The sequence below is a fragment of the Paractinoplanes pyxinae genome, assembly GCF_026626335.1.
Taxonomy (GTDB): domain Bacteria; phylum Actinomycetota; class Actinomycetes; order Mycobacteriales; family Micromonosporaceae; genus Actinoplanes; species Actinoplanes pyxinae.
In genome coordinates, this window is sequence record NZ_JAPNTZ010000005.1 from 560,972 (window position 1) to 583,908 (window position 22,937).

Consider the following 22,937-nt stretch of genomic DNA (forward strand, 5'->3'; position numbering starts at 1 on the left):
CACCTTTCATCGGGGGCGGAGTTGACGCTTTACTTCACCGAGCCCAGCGACAGGCCCTGCACAAGCTTGTCCTGGGCGGCGAAGCCGGCCACGAGCACCGGCAGCGAGACCACGAAGGCGGCCGCGCAGAGCTGGGCCAGGAACAGGCCCTGGCTGGTGACGAAGCTGGTCAGGAACACCGGCGCGGTCTCGGCCACCGTGGCCGTGAGGACGCGGGCGAACAGCAGCTCGTTCCAGCTGAAGATGAAGCAGATCAGCGCGGTGGCGGCGATGCCGGGCATGACGACCGGCGCGATGACCGAGCGCAGCGTCTTGACCAGGCCGGCGCCGTCGACCGAGGCGGCCTCCAGCATCTCGACGGGGACCTCGGACAGGAACGAGCGCATCATCCACACCGCGATCGGCAGGTTCATCGAGGTGTAGAAGATGATGAGCAGCCAGATGTTGTCGAGCAGGCCGGCGTACTGGGCGAACAGGTAGAGCGGCAGCAGGCCGGCCACGACGGGCAGCATCTTGGTGGACAGGAAGAAGAAGAGCGTGTCGCTCCACTTGCGCACCGGCTTGATGCTCAGGGCGTACGCGGCCGGAATGGCCAGCAGCAGCACCACCGCGGTCGAGACGATGCTGGCGGTGAGCGAGTTGAGCAGCGGCGGCCACGGGGAGGCGCCGCCGCTGAAGAACTCGCGGTAGCCCTCCAGCGTCAGGGGTGCGAAGACGGCGGGCGGGTTCTGGGCGGCGTTGGCCTCGGAGTGGAACGAGGTCAGCACCATCCACAGCACCGGCAGCACGAACAGGATGCCGACCACCCAGGCCAGCAGCGAGAGCCAGGCCCCGCCGCGGCCTTCCTTCTTCTGCCCGGGCGGTGCGGTGCGCACAGCGGTGGCGGTCATCGGCGACCCTCCTCCTTGAAGAGCGACGACACCGTACGCAGGGCGAACGTCGCGATGATGATGGTGCCGATGACGACGATGACGGCGGCGGCGGACGCCCGGCCGTAGTCGTGGGCCTGGTAGAAGATCTGGTAGATCGTGTACGGCAGGTTGGCCGTGCCCAGACCGCCGGACGTGATCGTGAAGACCGCGTCGAAGTTCTGCACGATGTAGATGGAGCCGAGCAGCGCACCCAGTTCCAGATATTGCCGCAGGTGGGGCAGCGTCATGCTGCGGAAGATCTGCCAGTTGTTGGCGCCGTCGATGCGGGCCGCCTCGATCACGTCGAGCGGGCGTCCCTGCAGGCCGGCCAGCAGGATCAGCATCATGAACGGCGTCCACTGCCAGACCAGCGAGAAGATGACCGCCCACAGCGGCATGTTGCTGATCCAGTCCGGCTGCGGCGGGTTGTCCGAGCCGAACAGCCCCCAGACCCAGGTGAGCGCGCCGTTGAACAGGCCGTACTCGGGGTTGTAGAGCGCGTGCTTCCAGATCAGCGCGGCCGCCACCGGCACGACCAGGAACGGCGCGATCATCATCGTGCGCACCGCGCCCCGGCCGCGGAACTTGCGGTCGAGCAGAAGGGCGATTCCCAGACCGAGTACGAGGCTGATGAGCACGACCCCGGCGGTGAGCAGGATCGTCGTCCACACGGCGTCGCGCATGTTGACGTCGGTGAAGACGCGCACGAAGTTGTCGAACCCGGCGAAGCCGCGCTCGTCGGGGTAGTACGCGTTCCAGTCCATGAACGAGATGACCAGGGTGGCCACGAACGGCAGCTGGGTCACGATGATCATGAAGATCAGCGCGGGCAGCAGCGGCGCGCGGCGAGCCCAGGCCGAGGCCTTGCGGGCGACTCCCGGCGACGGTCTCGGGGCCTCGGTCTGTGTCCCGGCCTGTTCGGCGACGGATGTCATTGACCCTCCTCACGGGACTGGTAGCGCTCGGCGACGTCCTCAGCTAGTCGCTGCCCCCGTTCCAGGGCCTCGTCGACGCTCATCTGGCCGGCGATCGACGAGCTCACGTACTGCGACACCTGGGTGCCGAGGTCGGTGAACTCGGGGATGTCGATGAACTGGATGCCGATCGCGGGCCGCGGCTGCACGCCCGGGTTGCGCGGGTCGGCGGCCTCGATGGCGGCCTTGGTGGGCTCGGCGAACGACGACGCCACGCTGAGGTAGTCCTGGTTCTCGTACGTCGAGGCGCGCTTGCCGGCCGGGACGCTGGACCAGCCGACCTGCTGGCCGACCAGTTCCTCGTACTGCTTGCTGGAGGCCCACGAGATGAACTTCCAGGCGCTGTCCTTCTTGCTGCTGGCCTGCTGGATGCTCCACGACCACGCGTACAGCCAACCTGAGCTGTCGGTCTTGACCACGGGGGCCGGGGCGTACCCGATCTTGCCCTTGACCGGCGAGTCGTCGGCCTCGAGCGAGCCGGCGGCGCTGGTCGCGTCGTACCACATCGCCACGTTGCCCTGGATCAGGTTGTTCAGGCACTCGGTGAAGCCGGCCTGCGGGGCGCCGTTCTCGCCGTGCGCGCGCACGAGGTCGACGTAGAACTTGGTGGCCTCGGTGAACTCGGGCCCGTCGACCTTGGGCGTCCAGTCCTGCTCGAACCAGGTGCCGCCGAAGGTGTTCACCACCGTGGTCAGCGGGGCGAAGATCTGACCCCAGCCGGGCTGGCCGCGCAGGCAGATGCCGCGCATGCCGGGCTGCTTGTTGTCGACCTGGGCGGCGATGTCGGCCACCTGCTGCCAGGTCGGCTTCTCGGGCATCTGCACGTTGTTCTGCTCGAGGACGTCCTTGCGGTACATCAGGAACGACGACTCCCCGTAGAACGGCTCCCCGTACAGCTTCCCGTCGTCGGCGGTCAGCGACTGCGTCATCGGCTTGAGGATGTCGTCCTGGTCGAACTGGGTGTCGGCGGCGACGTAGTCGTCGAGCGGCGCGATCCACTTCGACTTGGCGTAGATGGGGATCTCGAAGTTGCTCAGCGAGGCCACGTCGTACTGCCCGGCCTGGCTGGAGAACTCCTGGCTGATCTTGTCGCGGACGTCGTTCTCGGGCAGGACCGTGAAGTTGACGTTGATCCCGGTCTCTTTGGTGAAGTTGTCGGCGGTGAGCCGCTGCAGATCGATCATCTGCGGGTTGTTCACCATCAGGACGTTGATTCTGTTCGGTCCGCCACCCCCTGGCCCGCCACCCCATCCGGCGCACCCGCTGAGGGTGAGCACGAACGTGGCGGCGGCGGCGAGCACGGCGCGTGTGTGCCTGCGTGACATAGGGCCTCCCCGGCGAGGCGTGCTGGTCCAGCGGCACTACCCAATGCTGTGACGCCGGTAACATCCGGCATCAGTACATGCCTGAGATCGACAGGATGTCAACCGTTCGTCACGCTCGGTCAGACAAACGGGCACGCACGCTTTCCCCTGAACGTCCTAGGTGGACGCCACCCGGGCCTGGTTGCCGAAGACCTCGACGACGTCGCCCGGATGCAGCTGGCGGCCGCGGCGGGTGTCGACCTCGCCGTTGACCGAAACGTCCCCGGAGGCGATGAGGACCTTGCCCTCGCCACCGGTGTCGATGAGGTCGGCCAGCTTGAGGAACTGTCCGAGTCTGATCATGTCGCCGTCGATCGGCACGTCACGCATCCCGCCATCATGCGGCAAAACTTTTCTATGAGCGTTGAACCTTTGCCGCCTGTGATCCGAACTACCCCCCGTGAGGCACTTTCAGCTGGCCCGCCGCGCGGGCGTACCGGTCGCCGCCGCCGCTCTCGGCGCGCTCGTCGCCACCCCGGCCCTGGCCGACGCGACGGTGTCGCCGGCGACAGCCGTCCAGGGCAGCGGGCAGAACCTGACCCTCAAGTACACCAACGACGGGGCCCAGCCGGTTCGCAAGATCACGCTGAAGTTCCGCGACGACACCCCGCTGGCCGAGGCGTACCCGCTGTCGGTCGAGAACTGGGCGCCGCAGATCGCGATGCGCGACCTGGCCACGCCGCTGGCCACCATCCACGGCGGCGCGCCGGCCACCGAGACCGCGGCGTCGATCACCTGGCTGGCCATGCCCGGCAAAGACCTGGCCCCCGGCAAGAGCACCGAGCTGACCCTCGCGGTCGGGCCGCTGCCGACGCTCAGCTCGATCCAGATGGACGTCGTGACGACGACCGCGGACGGCAAGCCCGGCCCGGCCGTTCCCCCGGTGACCCTGGCGCTGACCCCCGACCCGACCGGCGGGCAGGCCTCCGGCCACGGTCACGGCGGCGCGACGGGCGGCGGCGGCACCGCCGCGACCGGTGAGGAAGAGCTGTTCAAGCAGGCCGTCGAGGACGCCGACCGGGGCGGCTCGGTCTGGACGTACGCGGGCTGGATCGTCGCCGCCCTGGCCCTGGCCGGTGGCGCGATCATGATGCTGCGGGGCCGGCACCGGGCCGAGGAGCCCGAGCCGATCGACGACGACGAGAGCACCGAAGAGCCCGCCGCCGAGGAGAAAGAGCCCGTGACGGCCGGCAGCGGCTCCAGCAAGTGGGCCTACAAGGGCTGACAGCGAGACTCCCGCGATGGTGGACGCGGGACACCGTCGTGATGACGCGCGTGGGGCGCGGCTCACGACCTGCGGGTGGAGCCATTGGGCATGGCGCGCGACCCGTGGACGAGGGGCGGAGGAATCTTTCTTCCGCCCCTCGAGTACCTCTGGCTAGACGGAAACCGTACGAGGTGACCGGAGCGCTTCGACGATCTCGCGCTCAACCCGTTCAGCTTGATCGTGCGGCACCTGGCACGTGCCGGCCGCGATGTGCCCGCCCCCGCCGTAGCGCAGCATCACCTCGCCCACGTCCACCGGCGAGGTGCGGTCGAGGATCGACTTCCCGCAGGCGAACACGGTGTTCAGCTTCTGCCGCCCCCAGATCACGTGCACCGACACCCGCGCCTCGGGGAACAACGCGTACACCATGAAGCGGTTGCCGGCGTGGATCACGTCCTCGTTCCGAAGGTCTACCACCACCACGTCGCCGTCGACGTGACTGACCCGCTTCAGCTGCTCGACGAAGAGATCGTGCTGCGCCCGGTAGAGGTCGGCCCGCTCGGCCACGTCGGGCAGGGCCAGGATCTCGCGGACGTCGTTGTGCGCGATGCAGGCGTCGATGAGCTGCATCATGAGGTCGTAGTTGGAGATCCGGAAGTCGCGGAAACGCCCGAGCCCGGTACGGCTGTCCATCAGGAAGTTCAGCAGCGACCAGCCCTGCGGGTCGAGGATGTCCTCGAGCGCGTAGTCGGCCGAGTCGGCCTGGTCGACGGCGTACATGAGGCCGTTGGAGACGTCGGGGAAGCGCTCCTGACCGCCGTAGTAGTCGTAGATCACCCGGGCCGCCGAGGGCGCGTCGGCGTCGATGATGTGGTTGGTGAGGTTGCCCTCGTTGCGCAGCGTCTCCGAGTGATGGTGGTCGAAGACCATGTGCGCGCCGGGGGCGTACGGCAGGTTGGTCAGGATGTCGTTCTCGGTGACCTCGACCTCCCCGTCCTGAACGTCCTTGGGGTGGACGAACTTGATGTCGTCGATCATGTCGAGGTGCCGCAGCAGCACCGCGCAGACCAGGCCGTCGAAGTCGCTACGGGTCACGAGCCGATACTTCATTGCCATAGTTTGCCACTTTTGTCGGTGTATCCCGGGTCGCATCCGGGGATGGATGTGAACCTTTCCGGCCCAACGCTGCGTAGAGTTTTGCCGGACGGTCCCAACGGTCGGAGGACACGTAAAAACCATGGACAACGCCCCACAGCTCATCCAGGAGCGCAGCGCCCCACCCGCCACACTGGTGATCTTCGGCGCCTCGGGTGACCTGACCCGGCGCAAGCTGCTCCCGGCCGTGGAGAGCCTCGCCCGGCACAATCGCCTGCCCAGCCAGTTCGCCCTGGTCGGCGTGGCCCGTACGCCGATGGGCGACGAGCAGTTCGCCGACAGCCTGCTCGGCGACCGCCGCCTGCTCGACAAACCGCAGCTCCAGGGCGGAATCCGGTACGTATCCGGCGGCTACGACGACCCCGACACGTACAAGCGGCTGGCCGAGACCCTCGACCTGCTCGACGCCGAGCGCGGCACCGCCGGCAACCGCCTGTTCTACCTGTCGACCCCGGCCGAGGCGTTCGAGCCGGTGATCAACGGGCTGGCCGGGGCCGGGCTCAACCACGCGCGGGAGGGCTCCTTCTCGCGGCTGGTCATCGAGAAGCCGTACGGCCGCGACCTGCCCAGCGCCCGCGAGCTCGACGCCGTCGTGCACGGCTCGTTCGACGAGCCCCAGGTGTTCCGCATCGACCACTACCTGGGCAAAGACACCGTGCAGAACGTGCTCGCGCTGCGCTTCGCCAACTCGATCTTCCAGCCCATCTGGGACCGCTCCTGGGTCGACCACGTGCAGATCACGGTGGCCGAGACGCTGGGCGTCGGCACCCGCGGCGGCTTCTACGAGCACGCCGGGGCCATGCGCGACATCGTGCAGAACCACGTGCTGCAGGTGCTCGCGCTCGCCCTCATGGAGCCGCCGGCGTCGTTCGAGGCCGAGGGCCTGCGCAACGAGAAGGTGAAGCTGCTGCAGGCGATCCGGCTGCCCACCAACCGCGACATCGCCGACCTGGCCGTCCGCGGGCAGTACACGCGCGGCGGCACCAGGGACGACCTGATGGCCGGCTACCGCGAAGAGGTGGGCGTCGACCCGTTGTCGCGCACCGAGACGTACGCGGCCATGCGGCTCAACGTCGACAACTGGCGCTGGGCGGGCGTGCCCTTCTATGTGCGTACGGGCAAGCGGTTGCCGGCCCGGGTGACCGAGGTGGCCCTGCAGTTCCAGCGCCCGCCGCACCTGCCCATCCCGCAGGACCAGCTGACCGGGCTCGAGGCCGACGCCCTGATCCTGCGCATCCAGCCCAACGAGGGCATCTCGCTGCGCTTCGGGGCCAAGGTGCCGGGCCACTCGTTCCGGGTGCGGACGGCGTCGATGGACTTCTCGTACGAGCAGACGTTCGCCGAGGAGAGCCCCGAGGCGTACGAGCGGCTGCTGCTCGACGCCCTGCTGGGCGACCCGACGCTGTTCATCCGCAGCGACGAGGTCGAGCAGTCGTGGCGCGTGGTCGACCCGATCATCGAGCACTGGGCCTCGGACAACTCGCCGATCCCGACCTACGAGGCCGCCTCGTGGGGCCCGGCCGACGCCGACCGCCTGATCGGCCGGTCGGGTCGCGCCTGGAAGAACAGTATTTAGGCCTTCTTGGCCGCGGCAAGGGCCTCCAGTGCCCTTGCCGCGTGATCGTTCATGTTCGTTTCGGAGTGGATGATCTCGACGACGCGCCGGTCGGTGCCGATGACGAAGGTCATCCGCTTCGTGCTGAGCGGGCCCAGCGGCAGCTTGCGCTTGACGCCCAGGGCCGCCGCCACGTCGCTGTTCGGGTCGCTGAGCAGCGGGTAGTCGAAGCCGTGCTTGTCCGAGAACTGCTTCTGCTTCTCGGGCAGGTCGCGGCTGATCCCGACGCGCTGGGCGCCCGCCTCGCGGAACTCGGCCGCCAGGTCGCGGAAGTTGCAGGCCTCGGCCGTGCAGCCAGAGCTCATCGCGGCCGGATAGAAGAACAGCACCACCGGGCCGTCGGCGAGCAGCGCGCTCAGCCGCCGGGGCGTGCCGTCCTGATCGGGAAGCTCGAAATCGTCGACGACGTCACCCGGTTTGATGCTCACCGGCAAAACTTACCGCCCGGTAGGCGATTCGGCCATCGGGCGTCGCCTCCCCTAGGGTGAGAGGCATCGAAGTGCCACCCCGTCCCCCGCACATTTCCACCGAAAGCGACACACCATGCAGGTCTCGGTCGCGCACCACCCGCCGAACACGGCCGTGCTGGTGCTGCGAGGTTCCCTCGACATCGACACCGCGCCCGTCCTCAAGGCGAATCTGGCCCGCCTGGTCGACCGGCCCTCGCCCCGCGTCGTGGTGGACGTCTCGGGGCTCGACTTCTGCGACTCGATGGGTGTCGGCGTCCTGGTCACCGCGCACGGCCGGGCCCAGGAACGCGACGGGTGGGTGCGGCTGGCCGCCCCTTCGGGCTTCCTGCGGCGACTGTTCGACACGCTGGGCCTGACCGACTACCTGGCCTTGTTCCCTGACGTGGAAACCGCCCTGAAGTAGCTCCAGGGCGGTTTCCCTACGCTGTCTAGCTGGTCAGGCCGAAGACGATCCGGCCGAGGGTGTCCTCGGTGCCGACGAACTGCTCGGCCGGCAGGAAGGCGCTGTCGCCGAAGTCGACGTCGATGTCGTCGGCGGTGCCGCCCACTCCGTCCGGTCCGACGCCGAACAGCGTGCCGAAGCCGGTGCCGCCCGCGTCCATCAGGTTGGGCAGCGCGTCCTGGTTGTCGGTGTGGAAGTCGCCGAAGAAGTGGCCGGCCTCGTGCGAGATCACGTTGGCCAGGCCCTGCGCGACGAACTTGAGCCGGTCGCTGTCGCTCGTGATGTACGTGTTGAGCGACGCCGCGGTCGACCCGGCGGGGTCGCTCAGCACGTCCAGCAGCACCAGAGCCGTCTCTTCGGTCTCGAAGTTACCGGGGTCGATGCTCTGAGCGATGCCGATCGTGTCGACGCCCGACTCCTCGATGGTGCCGCCCACCACGACCCGGCTGACGTTCGCCTTGCCCCACTGGTCGGCGTTGTCCTTGCTGTTGGCGATCTTCACCTTGAACTTCGGGTTCAGGCCGCTCGCCTCGAGGTCGCTCTTGATGTTCTCGGTGACCCCGGCGACGACCAGGTCGATCAGCGCGTCCTCGTCGGCCCGGGTCAGGCCCCAGCGGGTCAGGAACGAGGCCAGCGGCGACAGGTCGCGGTTGCCGTTGCCGTCGAAGATGCCGGTGTTGACCCGGGCGCCGTCGAAGTCCAGGTACAGCGTCTGCTGCGGCTTGGCCCCCTGCAGCACCGGCCGGTACGCCTCGACCGTCACCTGGTAGGCCCCGGAGCCGCTGGCCACGCCGATGTAGTGCCAGCCGGCCTTGGTCGCCACGTAGTCGGTGACCGCGTTGCCGCCCGCGGGCAGCGGGGAGTCGACCGGGTAGATGTAGGACGCGTCCTGACGCGAGCCGTGCACCTCACGCGGCACGGTGTCGTAGACGGTCAGGTACGTGGCCGGACCGCTGACCGAGGCGCCGATGACGTCGCCCGCGCGCAGCTTGACCGCGTAGAAGTCCTCGTCCACGCCGCCCGAGGTCAGGGTCAGCGTGTACGGGCCCTCGGTGGGCGGGGTGGGGTCGCCGATGCCGCCGCCGCTGCCCGAGTCGAACGGGTCGGCGGGCAGCCCGCCGTACGCCGAGACCGCCAGGTAGAAGTCGCCGCCGGTGGTCACGCGGTAGACGATCCGGCTGTCCACGCCCGAGAAGTCGTCGTTGACCGCGACCAGGGTGCCGTCCGGCGTGAAGAGCTGCAGCACGGTGTCGAGCGGGCCGGTCGGGGTGGCCGTCGACAGGGTCAGCACCTTGCCGGCCGGCGCGGTCAGCTTGTAGAAGTCGAAGTCGTTGCTGCCGTCGCCGGTCTGGCGCCCGTGCGGGCCGTCGCCGATCTGCGAGGTGATGACCGCGCCGCTCTGCGTGCCCACGCCGATGCCGGTCGGGCCGGCCAGCGGGATCGAGCCGTTGTCCTCGGGCGCGGGCGCGACGGTCGGGGTGCTGACGACCTCGTTGTCCAGGCTGCCCAGGATGCGGATGTTCGGGAACTGGCCGGCCCCGGTGCCGTAGCCGATGATCCGCTGCGCGTTGACCGGCACGTCGTTGCCGCCGGAGGAACCGGGCAGCTCGTCCTCATCGACCACCACGGCGGGCTTGGGCGCCGCGGCCGCCTTGAGCGCCTTGGTCTGCTTGGCCCGGACCGCCGCCTTGGCCTTGGCCTGAGACTTCATGTAGTTGGCCCAGCCCGAGTAGTCCACCTTGGCCGGATCGGCCACCTCGGCCAGGAACGGGTTCGGGCCCTTGGGCTTGGCCCCGTACGGCGCCTTGGGCGCGACGCCCACGCCGGCCTCGAGCGAAGCCTGGTCGGCCGGGCTCAGCTCGCCCGACGGAGCGGCCGGAGCGAGTGAGTGCGGCCCTGCCTGCGCGGCCCCGGGCGTGATCAACGCGAGGCCGAGAACCGCCGCGGAGACGGTCGCGATGCTTCGTCGCATCTATTTCCCCCTTCAGCCCATCGACGGCCCCCCGGCCGAAGACGGCACCGCCGACGTTACTGAAGAAGATCGTCGATATCTATACGTGTCGATAAGACGAAACACAGGTAAAGAAAAGCCGCCCCTTACTTCAGGGGCGGCTTTCGGAAGGCGGCTCAGACGGGCTGCACGGCCTCCAGGGCGGCCACCGCGGCGCCGCGGGCGCCGGCCATGTCGAGGTCGGCGACCAGGGCGAAGGTCGCGGCGGCCTGCTGCTCGGCCCGCAGTTCGGTGTTCTCGCGGACCGTGTTGAGGAACCACTGGCGGAACTTCGGCGACGCCTCGACCACGCCACCGCCGAGCAGGTAGGCGTCGGGATCGGTGAAGTTGGCCGCGATCGTGAACAGCTTGCCGATCGCCTTGGCCTGCTGCTCGAAGACGGCCAGCGCCAGTGGATCTTCCTTTTCCCCGTACGACCGCAATTGTTTCGCCGCCTGCGGCAGGGGCTCGGCGGCCAGCGGGTGATCGGGGAAACGGGTGAGCCAGTACGGCAGAAGGTTCTTCTTGATGCCGGTGAGCGAGGCGATGCTTTCGCCGTCCCCGGAGAAGCCGCAGTTGCATTCGGGGATGGGCTGGCCGACCTCGAGCACGCCGTGCAGCGGGATCTGCACGTGGCCGAGTTCGCCGGCCATGCCCGCCGCGCCGCTGACCACCTTGCCGTCCTCGACCACTCCCCCGCCCAGGCCGGTGCCGACGATGGCGGCGACCGACGACTTGGTCATCGCCTCGGCCCCGAACAGCTGGTGATGGGCGTAGAGGGCGGCCGCGTTGGCGTCGTTCAGATAGAACACGGGCAGGCCGATGCGGGCCTCGAGCGCGCTGCGGATGTCGAAGCCGTGCCACGACACCATGCTGAAGTTGGTGGCGCCCTTGGACGAGATGACGCCATTGGCGCTGGCCGGGCCGGGCGTGTCCAGGCCGACCGCGCGGACCAGGGTCAGCGGGGTGCTGGTCAGCTCGAGGATGTTGTGGAAGGCCTGGGCCAGCTGGTCGATCGCCGATTCCGGGCCCTCGGTGACCAGGCTCGGGTTCTCGACGAGGTTGTCGACCAGATATCGCCCCGTGGCGTCCAGCACCGTGGCGTTGTTGCAGGTGCCGCCGTTGTCGAGACCGACGACGACCCAGGAGGCGGGGGTCCGAACCGATTCAACCTGATCCACACCGGTGAGCGTACGTCCGACTTCGCCCCGGCGGTACGGGTGCGGGCGGATTGCGGGTCCGTTAGTCACGGTTGCAGCCGCGACGGCCGGGCCCGTACGGGTCGAAGGAACTGGCATGACGACCCGACGCACGCTTCTCGCCGCCGGTGCCGCCACTGCTGTCGCGACTGTCGTGGCCGCTCCGGCCGCGACCGCCGCCCCGGCCGCCCTCAGCCCGGCCCAGCTGGTCTCGGCCGACCCGATCGCGCACCTGGTGCGCCGGGCCACCTTCGGCCCCACCCCGGCCACCCTGGCCGAGGCGGCCAAGCTCGGCGTCTCGGCCTGGCTCGACCGGCAGCTCAACCACACCGCGATCGACGACGCCGCCTGCGACAAGCTGGTCGCCCGGCTGCCGCTGGCCGGCGCGAGCATCGCCACCGTGCGCTCGTCGATCGCCAAGAACTCGTACGACGCGTTCAAGCAGCTGGGCCGGGCCGCCGTGGCCCGCGCCGCGTGGAGCAACCGGCAGCTGTTCGAGGTGACGGTCGCGTTCTGGGCCAACCACCTGCACATCGCCGCACCCTCCAGCGGTGTCTGGGACAGCCGCTCGGACTACGACGCCCAGGTCATCCGCAAGCACGCGTTCGGCAAGTTCGCCGACATGCTCAAGGCCTCGATGAAGCACCCGGCCATGCTCACCTACCTCGACAACCGTTCGTCGACCAAGGCCCACCCCAACGAGAACTACGCGCGTGAGCTCATGGAGCTGCACACCGTCGGGCTCGTCTACTCCGAGCAGGACGTCTACGCCGCGGCCCGGCTGCTCACCGGCCTGACCGTCAACACCTCGGGTGCGTACGTCTATGACGGCGCGCGCCACGTCACAGGCGCGGTCGAGATCGTCGGCTTCAAGCACGCCAACGCCACCACCGCCGTCGGCGAGTCGGCCGCGATGGCGTTCGCCGACCACCTGGCCCGCCACCCGGCCACCGCGCAGCGCCTGGCGGCCAAGCTGTGCCGGCGCTTCGTGGCCGACGAGGCGCCCGCCTCGCTGGTCGCCAAGCTGGCCAAGGTCTACCTCGACAACGACACGGCGATCAAGCCCGTGCTCAAGGCCCTGTTCACGTCGCCCGAGTTCGCTGGCGCGATCGGACAGAAGGCTCGTACGCCGTTCGAGGACCTGATCGCGACGATCCGCACGCTCGGGCTGGGACCGGAAACCTCGGGCGTCAAGGCGCTCGACGCGCTCTACAACGGCCTGGTCAACGCGGGCAACGCGCCGTTCCGGTGGAGCCCGCCCAACGGCTTCCCCGACGTGGCCGCCGCCTGGGCGTCGCCGTCCGGTTTCCTGATGCGCTGCAACAACCACCTCAACCTGGCCGCCGGCTGGTACCCGTCGCAGCTCACGCGGCCCGCCGACATGCTGAAGTCGCTGGTCCCGGCGCTGCCGGGCACCTACGGCGGGTTGGTCGACGCTTTGGCCGTACGGCTGATCGGGTCCAAGCTGCCGCCGGCGCACACGGCCGCCGTGCTCAGCGTCGCGGGCAAGCTGCCGACCAGTCCTCTGACCGCATCCGACAAGTCGCTCGCCGGCCACGCGCCGTACCTGATCGCGCTCGTGCTCGACGCGCCCTCGTTCCAGCTGAGGTGATCATCCATGTTTGAGTGCGGCGAGAAGACGCTCTCGCGGCGCGGCCTGCTCGGCGCGGCCACCCTGGCCGGGCTGGCCGGCGCGGGGGTGTCGACCCAGCTCGCGTACGCGGCCCCCGGCTACACCGGGGACACGCTCGTCGTGCTGTCGCTGCACGGCGGCTTCGACGGGCTGTCGGCGCTGGCCCCGATCGGCGATCCCGACTACTACAAGGCGCGCCCCAACATCGGCGTGCCCAAGGCCCAGGTCATCGCCGGGGACGGCAGCTTCGGCCTGCATCCGGCGCTGGCCCCGCTGCTGCCGCTGTGGAAGAGCGGCAAGCTGGCCGGCGTGCACGCGGTCGGCCAGTCCAACCCGACCCGCTCGCACTTCGCCGCCATGGAGGCCATGGAGAACGCGGCCCCCGGCACCTCGCTGCGCACGGGCTGGCTGGGCCGCATGCTGGGCGCGACCGGGGCCACCGGGGCGCTGGCCGGGGTCTCGGTGGGCGCCGCCATGCCCGACCGGCTGTTCGCCGGACCCACCCCGTCGGTCTCGATGGCCGGGATCGACAAGTTCACGCTGGCCGGCGACTCGGCCGCCCGTCCCCGCGCGGCGGCGCTGCGAGCCCTGTACGCCGACGCGCCCCTGCTGCAGGCGGCGCTCGCACTGGCCGCCGACAAGGCGCTGACCGCTTCGGCCGCGGTGCGCTCGACCGCGTACACGCCGGCCAACGGCGCCGCCTATCCCGAGACCGAACTGGGCGCCGCGCTGCGCGACGTGGCCCGGCTGATCAAGGCCAAGGTGGGCCTGGCCACGGCGGCCGTCGACTGCGGCGACTGGGACATGCACGAGGGCCTGGGTCAGGCGGTCAAGGGCCAGCGGATGTACGACAACCTGACCGACCTGGGGCTGGCGCTGGCGGCGTTCGCGACCGACCTCGGGCCCGAGGGCCTGAACTCGGTGACCCTGCTGACGATCAGCGAGTTCGGCCGCCGGGTGCAGGAGAACGGCTCGCGCGGGGCCGACCACGGGCACGGCAACGCGATGCTGCTGCTCGGGGGCGGGGTCAAGGGCGGTCAGGTGTACGCCAAGTGGCCCGGCCTGAAGCCGGACGCACTGGTGGCGGGCGACCTCGCGGTGACCACCGATTACCGGGCCGTGATCGGGGAAATCCTGCAGAAGCGGTGCGGGATCGGCTCCCTCGCAGAGGTGTTCCCGGCGGTCGCGCCGTCGACGTTCGGCCTGGTGACGGCCCGGTGACACCTCGTATTTAACGAGCGTTCACCCGGGCGGGCGGTACTGGAAGTTCTCCCCGGCTCTAGGGTTGGCCTCGATGGAACCTGCTACCGGTCATGTCGTCCTCGACACCGCGGTCGACGAGGGCTTCGCCTCTTTGCGCCTTCCCGCGCGACCTCGCGCCGAACGTTACGAGATGGGCCGTTCCCTGCGTGAGCGCGCGCACCGCTCGGACGTGGCGCACTGGGTGGCGTCGCACCACCGGGTCGACCCGGTCACGCAGATCATGAAAGCGAACGAGGGCCGGCAGCCGTGGCTGGTGCCCGTCCGAGTGGGCCGCATGATCGCCTCGCCCTACGCGTACCTGCGAGGTTCGGCCAACGTGATGGCCGACGACTTCGCCACCCTGCCCGCCACCGGCATCACCCCGGTCATCTGCGGCGACGCCCACCTGGGCAACTTCGGCTTCTACGCCTCGCCCGAGCGCGAGCTGGTGTTCGACCTCAACGACTTCGACGAGGCCCACCCCGGCGCCTGGGAATGGGACCTGCGGCGGCTGGTGACCAGCGTGCACGTGGCCGGCCGGCAGAACGGCTTCAAAGAGAGCGCCTGCGCCGACGCCGTGCAGCACTGCGTCGAGGAGTACCAGCTGCAGATCCAGCACCTGGCCGACCAGCCGCTGCTGGGCCGCTCGTTCGACCAGATGAACGTGGGGCGGCTGCGCTCGGCGGCCTCCCGGGCCAGCTTCCGGGCCGAGATCGACCGGGCCGCCCGGCGGGCCCGCCGGCGTACGAGCGACCGGGCCCTCCCCCGCTTCACCGAGCGGCACGACGGCACGGCCCGGCTGGTCGAGGAGCCGCCGCTGATCACCCGGCCCAGCGACGGCGAGCGGGAGATGCTGGCCGAGGCGCTGGACGGCTACCTGAACACGCTGCCGCCGCACTGGGCGCGCATCCTGGCCGGCTACCGCATCGTCGACATCGCGCACAAGGTGGTCGGCGTGGGGTCGGTGGGGCTGCGGGCGTACGTGGCCCTGTGCGAGGGGTCGAGCCCGTCCGACGTCGTCTTCCTGCAGCTCAAGCAGGCCCGCCGCTCGGTCGTGGCGCACCACCAGCACGGCGACGCGGCCTGGCACCGGCACCAGGGCCAGCGGGTGGTCGAGTACCAGCAGGCGCTGCAGACGGTGTCGGATCCGCTGCTGGGCTGGGCGACGGTCGGCGACATGCAGTTCTACGTGCGGCAGTTCCGCGACATGAAGGGCGCGATCGTCGTCGAGGGCATCGACGCGCCCGCGCTGGGCGACTACGCCGGCATCTGCGGCTACCTGCTGGCCAAGTCGCACGCCCGCACCAGCGGGGCCTCGATGATCGCGGGCTACATCGGCAGCAGCAACAAGCTGGCCGACGCGCTGTGCCGGTTCGCCCGCGCGTACGCCGACCAGGTCGAGCGCGACCACACCGAGCTCGTCCGGGCCGTGCGCCAGGGCGTCCTCCCCGCCGAGACGGCCTGAACCCCGGACCCGCATGATGATCACATGAGTGGTCGCGTGCGCCTGGACAATGAGTCGTTGCTGGAGTTCTGGACCGAGCGGCACCTGTGCACGCTGACCACCCTGCGGGCCGACGGCTCGCCGCACGTGGTGGCGGTGGGCGCGACCCTCGACCCGGCGTCCGGCCTGGCCCGGGTGATCTCGTCGTCGACCTCGGCCCACGTGAAGCACGTCCGGGCCGGGCAGCAGCGGGTGGCGATCTGCCAGGTCGAGGGCCCTCGCTGGGCCACCGTCGAGGGCCTGGCCGTGGTCCGCGACGACCCTTCCGCGGTGGCCGAGGCGGTCGAACGCTATGCCGCCCGGTACCGCACGCCCCGCCCCAACCCGGCCCGCGTGGCCATCGAGATCACGGTCACCAGGATCCTCGGCTCGAGCCGCTTCACCGACTAGAGCGCCGCCGCGCCGAGCACCCACGGGCCGGTCTGCTCGATGAAGTCGGCCGGGAAGCCGGGACTGAACCCAGTCGCCGCCTCGAGACGGGTCACCGCTTCCGCGGGCAGCGTCACCTGCAGCGAGTCCAGATTGTCGCGCACCTGCTCGACCGTGCGAGCACCGATCATCGGCAGGACGCCGGGGCGGCGCCGGACCCAGGCCAGGGCCACCTGGGCCGGAGTGACACCGAGCTCGGCGGCCACCTCGCCCACGACCTTGGCCACACCCAGGTCGGCGTCGCTGATCGTCTGACCATTGAGCCGGGCGGCCCCCTCGGCCGGGCCCGCGTTGTACTTGCCGGAGAGCACGCCGCCGCCGAGCGGGCTCCAGGCCGTCACGGTCATGCCCAGCGCCTCGGCCATCGGCAGCAGCTCACGCTCGGCATCCCGCTTGACCAGGCTGTAGGGCACCTGCAGACCGGCGAAGGGGCTCCAGCCGCGCCACTCGGCCAACGTGTTGGCCCGCGCGACGACCCAGGCCGGGGCGTCCGATACTCCGACGTAGAGCACCTGGCCCGCGCTGACCGCGTCGTCGAGGGCGCGCATCGTCTCCTCGATCGGGGTGTGCCTGTCCCAGATGTGCACCCAGTAGACGTCGAGGTGATCGGTGCGCAGCCGGCGCAAGCTGGTCTCGAGCGACAGCCGCAGGTTCTTGCGGTGGTTGCCGCCGCCGTTGGGGTCGCCTGGATCGCGGCTCACCGTGTACTTCGACGCGACGACGAACCGGTCACGCCGCCCGGCCAGCAACTCACCCAGAATCTCTTCGCTGGCGCCGCCGCGGTAGTTGATCGCGGTGTCGACGACGTTCCCGCCGGCTTCGGCGTACGCGTCGAGGATGCGCCGGCACTCCTCGATCGGGGCGCCGACGCCGCCCTGCTCCCCGAACGTCATGGCCCCCAGCACCAGCTGGGAGACCCGCAGACCCGTACGACCGAACGACGTGTACTCCATGAAACGACCATACACGCTGTCTGGTCATAGTGTACGGTGAGACCGTGCACGCCCGCCGCAATAACCCTCTATCGACCGCTCCTGAACTGCGCGAACGCATCCTGACGGCGTTACGCGACCTGCTCGGCGAGCGCCGGTTCGACACCCTCAGCGTGGCCGACATCATCGCGGCGGCCGGGGTCTCCCGGGCCAGCTTCTACTTCTACTTCCCGGGCAAGCAGGCCGCCCTGGCCGAGCTGGTGCGCCGCGCGGTCGGCCAGGGGCACGAGGCCGCGCAGCCGTGGGTGCGGGCCCAGGCCGGGCCGGCCGAGACGCTGCGAGCCGGCATCGAAGCCGGCGCCGCACTGTGGCACGACAACGCTGCCGTGCTGCGGGCGATCGTCGAGAACTGGGCTTCCGACCCTCAGCTGCGCGAGTTGTGGCTCACCCAGATGCAGACATTCACCGAGGCCACCGTCGCCCGCCTTTCCGCCGATCCCGCCGCCGACCTGCGGGACGCCGACCTGCCGGCCCTGGCCGCCACCCTCACCTGGACCGGCGAGCGCCTCTACTACCTGGCCGCGTGCGGCATTCCCCCGTTCGACAACCGCACAGTCCTCGTCGACACCCTGACCCATCTGTGGATGTCGACGCTGTACCCAGGCCTCAGCAGGTCTTGATTCCGCGTCGGTGCTGTTCGGCCTCAGCTGCGGCGGCGGGTCAGATGCACGGTGACGTCGTCGCCGTCGGTCTTACCGATCGCCTTGCGCACCGCGCCGTTCACGGGCAGCTTGTGCGTGCCGTCGCCGAGCGCCATGAACGCGCCCTCGAACGGCACCCCGTCGACCGTGCCGGCCACCTTGACGAGCCCTTTGGTCCCGAAGATCTCGGCCGAGCCGGGCAGTTGCACACACGTCCAGGTGTCACCTTCGCGCACCTTGCCGAGCGTCGCGGTGAAGGTGATGTCGAGCGGTCCGGCTGCCATGGCGGATCCTCCCAGGTCGATCAGGCGCTGCGCCGACGATGGCCGGAGGTGCGCATCCCGGTCGAGCGCTCGCCGCGGCGATGCCCCGGCACGATCACCAGCTTGACCAGCGACCCGGTTCGGGGCAAGCCACCGCGCGGCGGGCAAGCCGGCCCAGCCGCGCGGATGCCGGCCTCAGTCAGGCGGCGGGGCGGGTGCGGTAGGTGGCCGCGGGAACGGGGGCGCCGCGGTCGAGGCGGGTGGCCAGGCGGTGCAGGGCGGCCGCGGCGGTCAGGCGGAGGCGGCCGGGTGGCGACTCCGGAATCACCGGGCTGCCGGGTTGGGCCGAGGTCATGATGCGGGCGTTGGCGGCGGTCACGAGCGGGACGTAGCCGAGTTCGAGCATCGGAGGTCTTTCCCTTCGCGTGATGCGGGCTAAACTGCTTTGACTGGAAGCATAAGTACCGCAAGTGATGCGAGTCAAACACGTTTTGGTGGAATCAATGCACGCGTTCGAGAACCTGGATGTCTTCGGCGGGGTGGTCAGCCTCGACTTCGCCAACACTGTCGACGGCCGCGCCACCGAGCAGCCGGTCGAATACCTGCACACCTACGCCGACCTGGCCGCCTGGTCGGCGTACATGGGGATGATCGACGACGCCACCGCCGAGCGGCTGGGCCGGCTGGACGGGGGCGCGTCGCTGGACCAGGCGCTGAGCCTGCGCGAGGCGATCTTCCAGGTCTTCCGGGCAATCGGGCGGGGCGAGCCGGCGCCGGTGGCCGAGCTGGACGAGGTGCGGCTGCGGTACGCCGAGGCGGTGGCGGCGGCCCGCCTCTCCCCCGGCGACGACGGGACGTTCGGCTGGCGGTTCGAGGGCGACGACCCGGACCGCGCGTGGTGGCCGATCGCCGTCGACGCCGTGCGGCTGCTCACCGGCGGGCCGCTCGACCGGATCAAGGTGTGCGCGGCCCCGGCCGGCTGCGTCGGCCTGTTCCTCGACACCAGCAAGAACCGCAGCCGCCGCTGGTGCACGATGGACGGCTGCGGTGTCGACGCCAAGGTGAAGCGCCAGGCCACCCGTCGCCGCACCGCTCGCTGAAGCCCGGCTGGGCGCCGGTACGCCACTCGAGTGATGGTGTGGCGGCGAAGGCGGGGGCTAGATCCAGCGGCTCCCCAGCCACATCCGGGCGCTCCAATCCTCGTACGGGATGGAAATTCCGACGAATATGGGGAAGAAGTAGGCGAAGCAGAGGGCGACCACGGCGACATACATGCCTACGGCGATGGTGCCTATGAGCTGGCGGTCCGATCGTGCTTTGCCCTGGGTTATGCCGTCGGGTGGGGTCATGATCGCGCCGAGGACGTAGACGACGGCGAGGATCAGGAACGGCAGGGCCGGGAGGGCGTAGAACGAGAACATCGTCCGGCCGTCCTTGATCGCGTAGTAGAACCACGGGAGCAGGCCGCCGGCCACCGGGACCAGGATGGCCCAGGCGCGCCAGTCGCGGCGGGCCAGGCCGAACCAGACGAGCGCGGCCAGGGCGGGCAGGAACGACCACCACAGGATGGGCGTGCCGAGCAGGATGATCTGACGGGCGCAGCTGGGGGCGCCGCAGTCGGTCGAGCCGGGCCAGTAGAAGTTGACCGGCCGGCCGATCAGCAGCCACTGCCACGGCCACGACTGGTACGGGTGCTTCGAGGTCAGTCCGCTGTGGAACGAATACGCCTCCTGGTGGTAGTGCAGGAGGTTGAGCAGCGCGCCCAGGATCGGCGGCTCGCTCAGACCGTTCGCCTCGCGGTAGTGCCGGAAGTAGCCGGTGTTGGTGACGAACCAGCCGGTCCAGGTGGCCAGGTAGAAGATGAAGGTCAGCACGACGCTGAGCACGCCCCAGCCCAGGTCGGCCAGGATCGGGCGGCGCACACCGGCCGACTGCCGCGCCCGGATCCGCCAGGCCAGCACCAGCGCGCCGAAGAACGGCAGGAAGAACAGCGCACTCCACTTCACGCCGCAGGCCAGGCCGAACAGCGCACCCGCCACGAGCAGCCACCACGGGACGAACCACCGCTTGTCGCCCGTCTCGAGCTGCCGCAGCAGGTGGCGCCGGTAGTGGTCGCGGTCGAGCAGCACCGCGGCGAACGAGGCCAGCACGAACAGGCCGAGGAAGATGTCGAGCAGCGACACCCGCGAGAGCACCAGTTGGAAGCCGTCGAGCGTGAGCAGCAGGCCGGCCGCGCCGGCCAGCACGATCGAGTGGAACAGCCGGTAGGCGACCCTGATCAGGATCAGCACCATCAGCGTGCCGGCGATCGCGGTGGGGACGCGCCAGCCCCACTCGTTGTTGCCGAAGACTAGCTCGCCCAGCGCGATGAGCCACTTGCCGAGCGGTGGATGAACGACGTACGCGGGACCGTTGGTCTTCTCGGCGTCCCACTCGACGCCGTGGGTGAGCATGTCCCAGGCGTCGGTCGGGTAGTAGACCTCGTCGAAGATGTAGCCCTTGGCGTCGGCGAGACCGTTGAGCCGCAGAACCGCCGCGATGGCCGTGATGATTGCGGTCACGAGCCACGAGTACGGGTTGAGCCAGTTCTCCAGGGTGGCCAGCCGCCGCCGCACGACGTCCGGCACGGAGTTCTTCGGCTCCGCCGGCAGGTCAGGATTCAGCTCGGTCTCTGCCGTCGCCGCTGTAGTCACCCCGGGATCGTAGGGCCTGACGGCTTCGCGTGGCGTATCAGATCCGGCCGTCCGAGGTGAAGGGGCCGACGCGGGCGGGGAGGACGAGGCCGGCGGCGGCCAGCCGCATCAGCAGATCGTGCAGCTGGTTGCGGGACAGGGCCTCGTGCGGGCCCAGCTCAGGGTGCTCGAGGCCGAGGGCCCGGGCCGCCTCGATGCCACGGGTGCCGATCGCGGCCTCGACCGCCCACAGGCGGTGCGCGCGCATGGCCAGGTGGGCCGACGCGGTCAGCTCGCTGTGCAGGCGCAGCAGCCGGCGCAGGTCGGCCGCCAGCTGCTCGATCGGCGGGCCGAACGGCTCCGGAGGCTGGGGACGGGCGGCGTGCCAGCGGTCGGCTATCGCACCGCACCACTTCGGCGCGAAGACCACGAGGGCCCCGAGCAGCGTCGGGGTGGCCACGATCAGGGCCAGCTTCACCACATCCCAGACGTTCACTGCTCTCCTTGCGAAGTGCTTTCCCGGGTACGAATCAAGTGCTCTCGCGTACGCGTCGAGCCCGCACTTCGACCATCCGTCGCACCGGCACGAGCGTCAACCCGAATGCCCCACTCGACGCACCCGCGGTGCGTCACGTGCGAAAACACGACCCGACCGAGGCACCGCCGGCCCGCGTCCCGACTCCCGCGCGCCGATGGTCGGCCTCCGACTTCGGCGCACCGACGGTCCGGTTCCCGACTCGGGCGCACCGGCGGCACGCTTCGCCGCCGACCGGACCGCCACGCACGCGGCCGCCCAGCCCGACACGCCGCCACTCACGCAGCCGCGCCGCCAAGCAGGCGGCCCCACCGCCCGACACGCCCCCACGCACAGGCCCCGCCGCCCGATACGCCGCAGCGCACGCGCGGGAGCGGGGCCGGCGGGGTCAGCGGACGCGGCCGCGGGGCACCAGGCGGGAGATGGGCATGGGCGGGGCCGGCAGGGGTGGGCCGTCGTAGCCGTGCACCTCGCCGAAGCGGGGCGTGTGGTCGAACCAGTCGGCCCGCATCTGGACTATCTCGTCGTGGTCGCGGGCTACGAAGTTCCACCACATGACCAAGCGTTCCTCGAACGGCTCGCCGCCCAGCAGGAGCAGGCGGGACGGGGACTCGGTGGCGACGGGCAGGGAGGTGCGGCCGGAGCCGAGGTAGAGCAGTGGGCCGGGTTTCAGGGTTACGTCGTCGACTGTGGGGGCGGCGTCGTCGAGGGCCAGTACCGCGTACTCGAAATCGGGGTTCAAGGGCAGCGTGGCCTGAGCCGAAGCAGCCAGCGCGAGCTCGGCGCCGACCAGCGGGGTGTAGCACGCGGCGGGCGAGGTGGCGCCGGCGAAAGTGCCCATGAGAACAGTCGCCGTCACACCCGTGGCGCCGCCGTGTGTCGCCTCGCTGCCGGCGGCCGCGCCCACGGTGACAACGGGCAGGTCGGCGTGGTGGGCGAAGGCCGGTGGCATGTCGCGCGCGGCGTGCGGCAGGGCGACCCACAGCTGGACGCCGTGCAGGATCGGGGTGTGCTCGGGCGGCGTCTCTTCCGAGTGGGAGATGCCGCGGCCGGCCGTCATCAGGTTGAGCTGGCCGGGACGGATCAACTGCCGGTTGCCGAGGCTGTCGCGGTGCAGCACCTCGCCGGCGACCAGCCAAGTGACCGTCTGCAGGCCGGTGTGCGGATGAGGGCCGACGCGCATGCCCTCGGAAGCGGCGAGATCGTGTGGACCGTACGCGTCAAGAAAGCACCACGCCCCGACCATGCGCCGCTGGCGGTTGGGCAGGGTGCGGGTGACGGCGAAGCCGCGCGGGCCGCCCAGCGCGACGGGGGCGCCCTCAAGCAGCTCCATGGTGGCCGGTGCGGCCAGGCCGACCTCGGGATCCGCTTCGAAGCTACTCACACCGGGGACGGTACGCCGTGGGTGTGACAAAACGATGAGAGTGGCGAAACGGCGGCGGGGAGCTACCCCGCCGCCGTTCCTGTCCCGGCACTACCGCGCAGGCACGACCTCACATCGGCATGGGGGCAGGACGATGTGAGCGTTCGCGTTGCAGATGCGCGGCGGCGGCCCCTAGAGACGGGGGCGGCGGCCGCCGGCCGGGGAGTTGAGGGTCTCGAGCGTCCAGACGTCGAGGCGGCGCAGGGCCGCCCGCCAGGTGGCGCGTACGGCGCCGAGGTCGAGGCGCGGCATGGTGTCGCTCCTTCCGTTCGGTGT

23 protein-coding genes are annotated in these 22,937 nt (G+C 70.2%); 9 read left to right on the forward strand and 14 right to left on the reverse strand.

Translation table 11 applies throughout. The annotated features are described in order from the left end of the window. Positions 1-29: 29 nt before the first annotated feature. The 4 genes from OWR29_RS16975 to OWR29_RS16990 form a co-directional block, all read right to left on the reverse strand. Complete coding sequence (locus tag OWR29_RS16975; protein ID WP_267563829.1) at positions 30-890, reverse strand: carbohydrate ABC transporter permease; 861 nt, start codon at positions 888-890, stop codon at positions 30-32. Continuing rightward, positions 887-1,846 carry a carbohydrate ABC transporter permease gene (locus tag OWR29_RS16980; protein WP_267563830.1) on the reverse strand — a complete coding sequence of 320 codons (960 nt, stop codon included), beginning with the start codon at positions 1,844-1,846 and terminating at the stop codon, positions 887-889. The genes OWR29_RS16975 and OWR29_RS16980 overlap by 4 nt, the downstream gene beginning before the upstream one ends. After that, complete coding sequence (locus OWR29_RS16985; RefSeq protein ID WP_267563831.1) at positions 1,843-3,210, reverse strand: ABC transporter substrate-binding protein; 1,368 nt, start codon at positions 3,208-3,210, stop codon at positions 1,843-1,845. Before OWR29_RS16985 ends, OWR29_RS16980 begins: the two co-directional genes overlap by 4 nt. Positions 3,211-3,366: 156 nt before the next feature. Continuing rightward, positions 3,367-3,579, reverse strand: a complete 213-nt coding sequence (locus OWR29_RS16990) for an RNA-binding S4 domain-containing protein (RefSeq protein WP_267563832.1) — start codon at positions 3,577-3,579, stop codon at positions 3,367-3,369. A gap of 70 nt (positions 3,580-3,649) precedes the next feature. On the opposite strand from OWR29_RS16990, the gene OWR29_RS16995 reads away from it, so the two are divergent. Next, on the forward strand, positions 3,650-4,474 hold the full coding sequence (locus tag OWR29_RS16995) for a DUF1775 domain-containing protein (protein WP_267563834.1): 825 nt from the start codon (positions 3,650-3,652) through the stop codon (positions 4,472-4,474). A 153-nt stretch (positions 4,475-4,627) separates the two neighbouring features. Here the strand turns inward: OWR29_RS16995 and OWR29_RS17000 are convergent, their stop codons facing one another. After that, positions 4,628-5,566: an exopolyphosphatase gene (locus OWR29_RS17000; protein WP_267563835.1), complete on the reverse strand. Its 939-nt coding sequence runs from the start codon at positions 5,564-5,566 to the stop codon at positions 4,628-4,630. A gap of 127 nt (positions 5,567-5,693) precedes the next feature. Between OWR29_RS17000 and zwf the strand changes: the two genes are divergently transcribed. Further along, positions 5,694-7,187 (forward strand): glucose-6-phosphate dehydrogenase, encoded by a 1,494-nt coding sequence (gene zwf / locus OWR29_RS17005; protein WP_267563836.1) that lies wholly within the window; start codon positions 5,694-5,696, stop codon positions 7,185-7,187. Here the strand turns inward: zwf and OWR29_RS17010 are convergent. Next, positions 7,184-7,654: a peroxiredoxin gene (locus tag OWR29_RS17010; protein WP_324291249.1), complete on the reverse strand. Its 471-nt coding sequence runs from the start codon at positions 7,652-7,654 to the stop codon at positions 7,184-7,186. The genes zwf and OWR29_RS17010 overlap by 4 nt on opposite strands. Before the next feature lie 115 nt (positions 7,655-7,769). Between OWR29_RS17010 and OWR29_RS17015 the strand changes: the two genes are divergently transcribed. Then, entirely contained in the window at positions 7,770-8,099 is a 330-nt protein-coding gene (locus OWR29_RS17015; RefSeq protein ID WP_267563837.1) for an STAS domain-containing protein, read from the forward strand. A gap of 25 nt (positions 8,100-8,124) precedes the next feature. On the opposite strand, the gene OWR29_RS17020 is transcribed toward OWR29_RS17015, so the two are convergent. Together OWR29_RS17020 and OWR29_RS17025 are read right to left on the reverse strand one after the other, a co-directional pair. Continuing rightward, on the reverse strand, positions 8,125-10,110 hold the full coding sequence (locus tag OWR29_RS17020) for a PPC domain-containing protein (RefSeq protein WP_267563838.1): 1,986 nt from the start codon (positions 10,108-10,110) through the stop codon (positions 8,125-8,127). A 155-nt stretch (positions 10,111-10,265) separates the two neighbouring features. Continuing rightward, positions 10,266-11,309, reverse strand: coding sequence for an ROK family protein (locus OWR29_RS17025; protein WP_267563839.1), 1,044 nt, complete (start codon positions 11,307-11,309; stop codon positions 10,266-10,268). Positions 11,310-11,424: 115 nt separating this feature from the next. Between OWR29_RS17025 and OWR29_RS17030 the strand changes: the two genes are divergently transcribed. The 4 genes from OWR29_RS17030 to OWR29_RS17045 all read left to right on the forward strand — a co-directional run bounded on the left by OWR29_RS17030 (position 11,425) and on the right by OWR29_RS17045 (position 16,096). Then, a complete protein-coding gene (locus OWR29_RS17030; protein ID WP_267563840.1) occupies positions 11,425-12,939 on the forward strand; it encodes a DUF1800 domain-containing protein in 1,515 nt (504 codons plus the stop codon). A gap of 6 nt (positions 12,940-12,945) precedes the next feature. Beyond that, positions 12,946-14,181 (forward strand): DUF1501 domain-containing protein, encoded by a 1,236-nt coding sequence (locus OWR29_RS17035; RefSeq protein WP_267563842.1) that lies wholly within the window; start codon positions 12,946-12,948, stop codon positions 14,179-14,181. Between the two features lie 73 nt (positions 14,182-14,254). Next, positions 14,255-15,667: a DUF2252 domain-containing protein gene (locus tag OWR29_RS17040; protein WP_267563843.1), complete on the forward strand. Its 1,413-nt coding sequence runs from the start codon at positions 14,255-14,257 to the stop codon at positions 15,665-15,667. A 24-nt stretch (positions 15,668-15,691) separates the two neighbouring features. After that, positions 15,692-16,096: a pyridoxamine 5'-phosphate oxidase family protein gene (locus OWR29_RS17045; protein ID WP_267563844.1), complete on the forward strand. Its 405-nt coding sequence runs from the start codon at positions 15,692-15,694 to the stop codon at positions 16,094-16,096. Here the strand turns inward: OWR29_RS17045 and OWR29_RS17050 are convergent. After that, positions 16,093-17,088: an aldo/keto reductase gene (locus tag OWR29_RS17050; RefSeq protein ID WP_267563845.1), complete on the reverse strand. Its 996-nt coding sequence runs from the start codon at positions 17,086-17,088 to the stop codon at positions 16,093-16,095. The genes OWR29_RS17045 and OWR29_RS17050 overlap by 4 nt on opposite strands. A gap of 44 nt (positions 17,089-17,132) precedes the next feature. On the opposite strand from OWR29_RS17050, the gene OWR29_RS17055 reads away from it, so the two are divergent. Then, the gene (locus OWR29_RS17055; protein WP_267563846.1) at positions 17,133-17,747 is read left to right on the forward strand and encodes a TetR/AcrR family transcriptional regulator; all 615 of its coding nucleotides are present in this window, start codon (positions 17,133-17,135) and stop codon (positions 17,745-17,747) included. Positions 17,748-17,770: 23 nt separating this feature from the next. On the opposite strand, the gene OWR29_RS17060 is transcribed toward OWR29_RS17055, so the two are convergent. Together OWR29_RS17060 and OWR29_RS17065 are read right to left on the reverse strand one after the other, a co-directional pair. Continuing rightward, on the reverse strand, positions 17,771-18,052 hold the full coding sequence (locus OWR29_RS17060) for a DUF1905 domain-containing protein (protein WP_267563847.1): 282 nt from the start codon (positions 18,050-18,052) through the stop codon (positions 17,771-17,773). Positions 18,053-18,230: 178 nt separating this feature from the next. After that, positions 18,231-18,437: a hypothetical protein gene (locus tag OWR29_RS17065; RefSeq protein ID WP_267563848.1), complete on the reverse strand. Its 207-nt coding sequence runs from the start codon at positions 18,435-18,437 to the stop codon at positions 18,231-18,233. 97 nt (positions 18,438-18,534) lie between these two features. On the opposite strand from OWR29_RS17065, the gene OWR29_RS17070 reads away from it, so the two are divergent. Further along, positions 18,535-19,131 carry a CGNR zinc finger domain-containing protein gene (locus OWR29_RS17070; RefSeq protein ID WP_267563849.1) on the forward strand — a complete coding sequence of 199 codons (597 nt, stop codon included), beginning with the start codon at positions 18,535-18,537 and terminating at the stop codon, positions 19,129-19,131. Positions 19,132-19,188: 57 nt separating this feature from the next. On the opposite strand, the gene OWR29_RS17075 is transcribed toward OWR29_RS17070, so the two are convergent. From OWR29_RS17075 to OWR29_RS17085, 3 genes are all read right to left on the reverse strand, one after another. After that, complete coding sequence (locus OWR29_RS17075) at positions 19,189-20,724, reverse strand: dolichyl-phosphate-mannose--protein mannosyltransferase (protein WP_267563850.1); 1,536 nt, start codon at positions 20,722-20,724, stop codon at positions 19,189-19,191. Positions 20,725-20,761: 37 nt separating this feature from the next. Further along, positions 20,762-21,199 carry a hypothetical protein gene (locus OWR29_RS17080; protein ID WP_267563851.1) on the reverse strand — a complete coding sequence of 146 codons (438 nt, stop codon included), beginning with the start codon at positions 21,197-21,199 and terminating at the stop codon, positions 20,762-20,764. A gap of 427 nt (positions 21,200-21,626) precedes the next feature. Beyond that, positions 21,627-22,622, reverse strand: a complete 996-nt coding sequence (locus OWR29_RS17085; RefSeq protein WP_267563852.1) for a pirin family protein — start codon at positions 22,620-22,622, stop codon at positions 21,627-21,629. Between the last annotated feature and the right edge of the window lie 315 nt (positions 22,623-22,937).

Bases quoted from the DNA above. Each gene is read 5' to 3' on its own strand.
- OWR29_RS16975 (WP_267563829.1), bottom strand. From the start codon at position 890: ATGACCGCCACCGCTGTGCGCACCGCACCGCCCGGGCAGAAGAAGGAA.
- OWR29_RS16980 (WP_267563830.1), bottom strand. From the start codon at position 1,846: ATGACATCCGTCGCCGAACAGGCCGGGACACAGACCGAGGCCCCGAGA.
- OWR29_RS16985 (WP_267563831.1), bottom strand. From the start codon at position 3,210: ATGTCACGCAGGCACACACGCGCCGTGCTCGCCGCCGCCGCCACGTTC.
- OWR29_RS16990 (WP_267563832.1), bottom strand. From the start codon at position 3,579: ATGCGTGACGTGCCGATCGACGGCGACATGATCAGACTCGGACAGTTC.
- OWR29_RS17000 (WP_267563835.1), bottom strand. From the start codon at position 5,566: ATGAAGTATCGGCTCGTGACCCGTAGCGACTTCGACGGCCTGGTCTGC.
- zwf (WP_267563836.1), top strand. From the start codon at position 5,694: ATGGACAACGCCCCACAGCTCATCCAGGAGCGCAGCGCCCCACCCGCC.
- OWR29_RS17015 (WP_267563837.1), top strand. From the start codon at position 7,770: ATGCAGGTCTCGGTCGCGCACCACCCGCCGAACACGGCCGTGCTGGTG.
- OWR29_RS17020 (WP_267563838.1), bottom strand. From the start codon at position 10,110: ATGCGACGAAGCATCGCGACCGTCTCCGCGGCGGTTCTCGGCCTCGCG.
- OWR29_RS17030 (WP_267563840.1), top strand. From the start codon at position 11,425: ATGACGACCCGACGCACGCTTCTCGCCGCCGGTGCCGCCACTGCTGTC.
- OWR29_RS17035 (WP_267563842.1), top strand. From the start codon at position 12,946: ATGTTTGAGTGCGGCGAGAAGACGCTCTCGCGGCGCGGCCTGCTCGGC.
- OWR29_RS17040 (WP_267563843.1), top strand. From the start codon at position 14,255: ATGGAACCTGCTACCGGTCATGTCGTCCTCGACACCGCGGTCGACGAG.
- OWR29_RS17045 (WP_267563844.1), top strand. From the start codon at position 15,692: ATGAGTGGTCGCGTGCGCCTGGACAATGAGTCGTTGCTGGAGTTCTGG.
- OWR29_RS17050 (WP_267563845.1), bottom strand. From the start codon at position 17,088: ATGGAGTACACGTCGTTCGGTCGTACGGGTCTGCGGGTCTCCCAGCTG.
- OWR29_RS17060 (WP_267563847.1), bottom strand. From the start codon at position 18,052: ATGGCAGCCGGACCGCTCGACATCACCTTCACCGCGACGCTCGGCAAG.
- OWR29_RS17065 (WP_267563848.1), bottom strand. From the start codon at position 18,437: ATGCTCGAACTCGGCTACGTCCCGCTCGTGACCGCCGCCAACGCCCGC.
- OWR29_RS17070 (WP_267563849.1), top strand. From the start codon at position 18,535: ATGCACGCGTTCGAGAACCTGGATGTCTTCGGCGGGGTGGTCAGCCTC.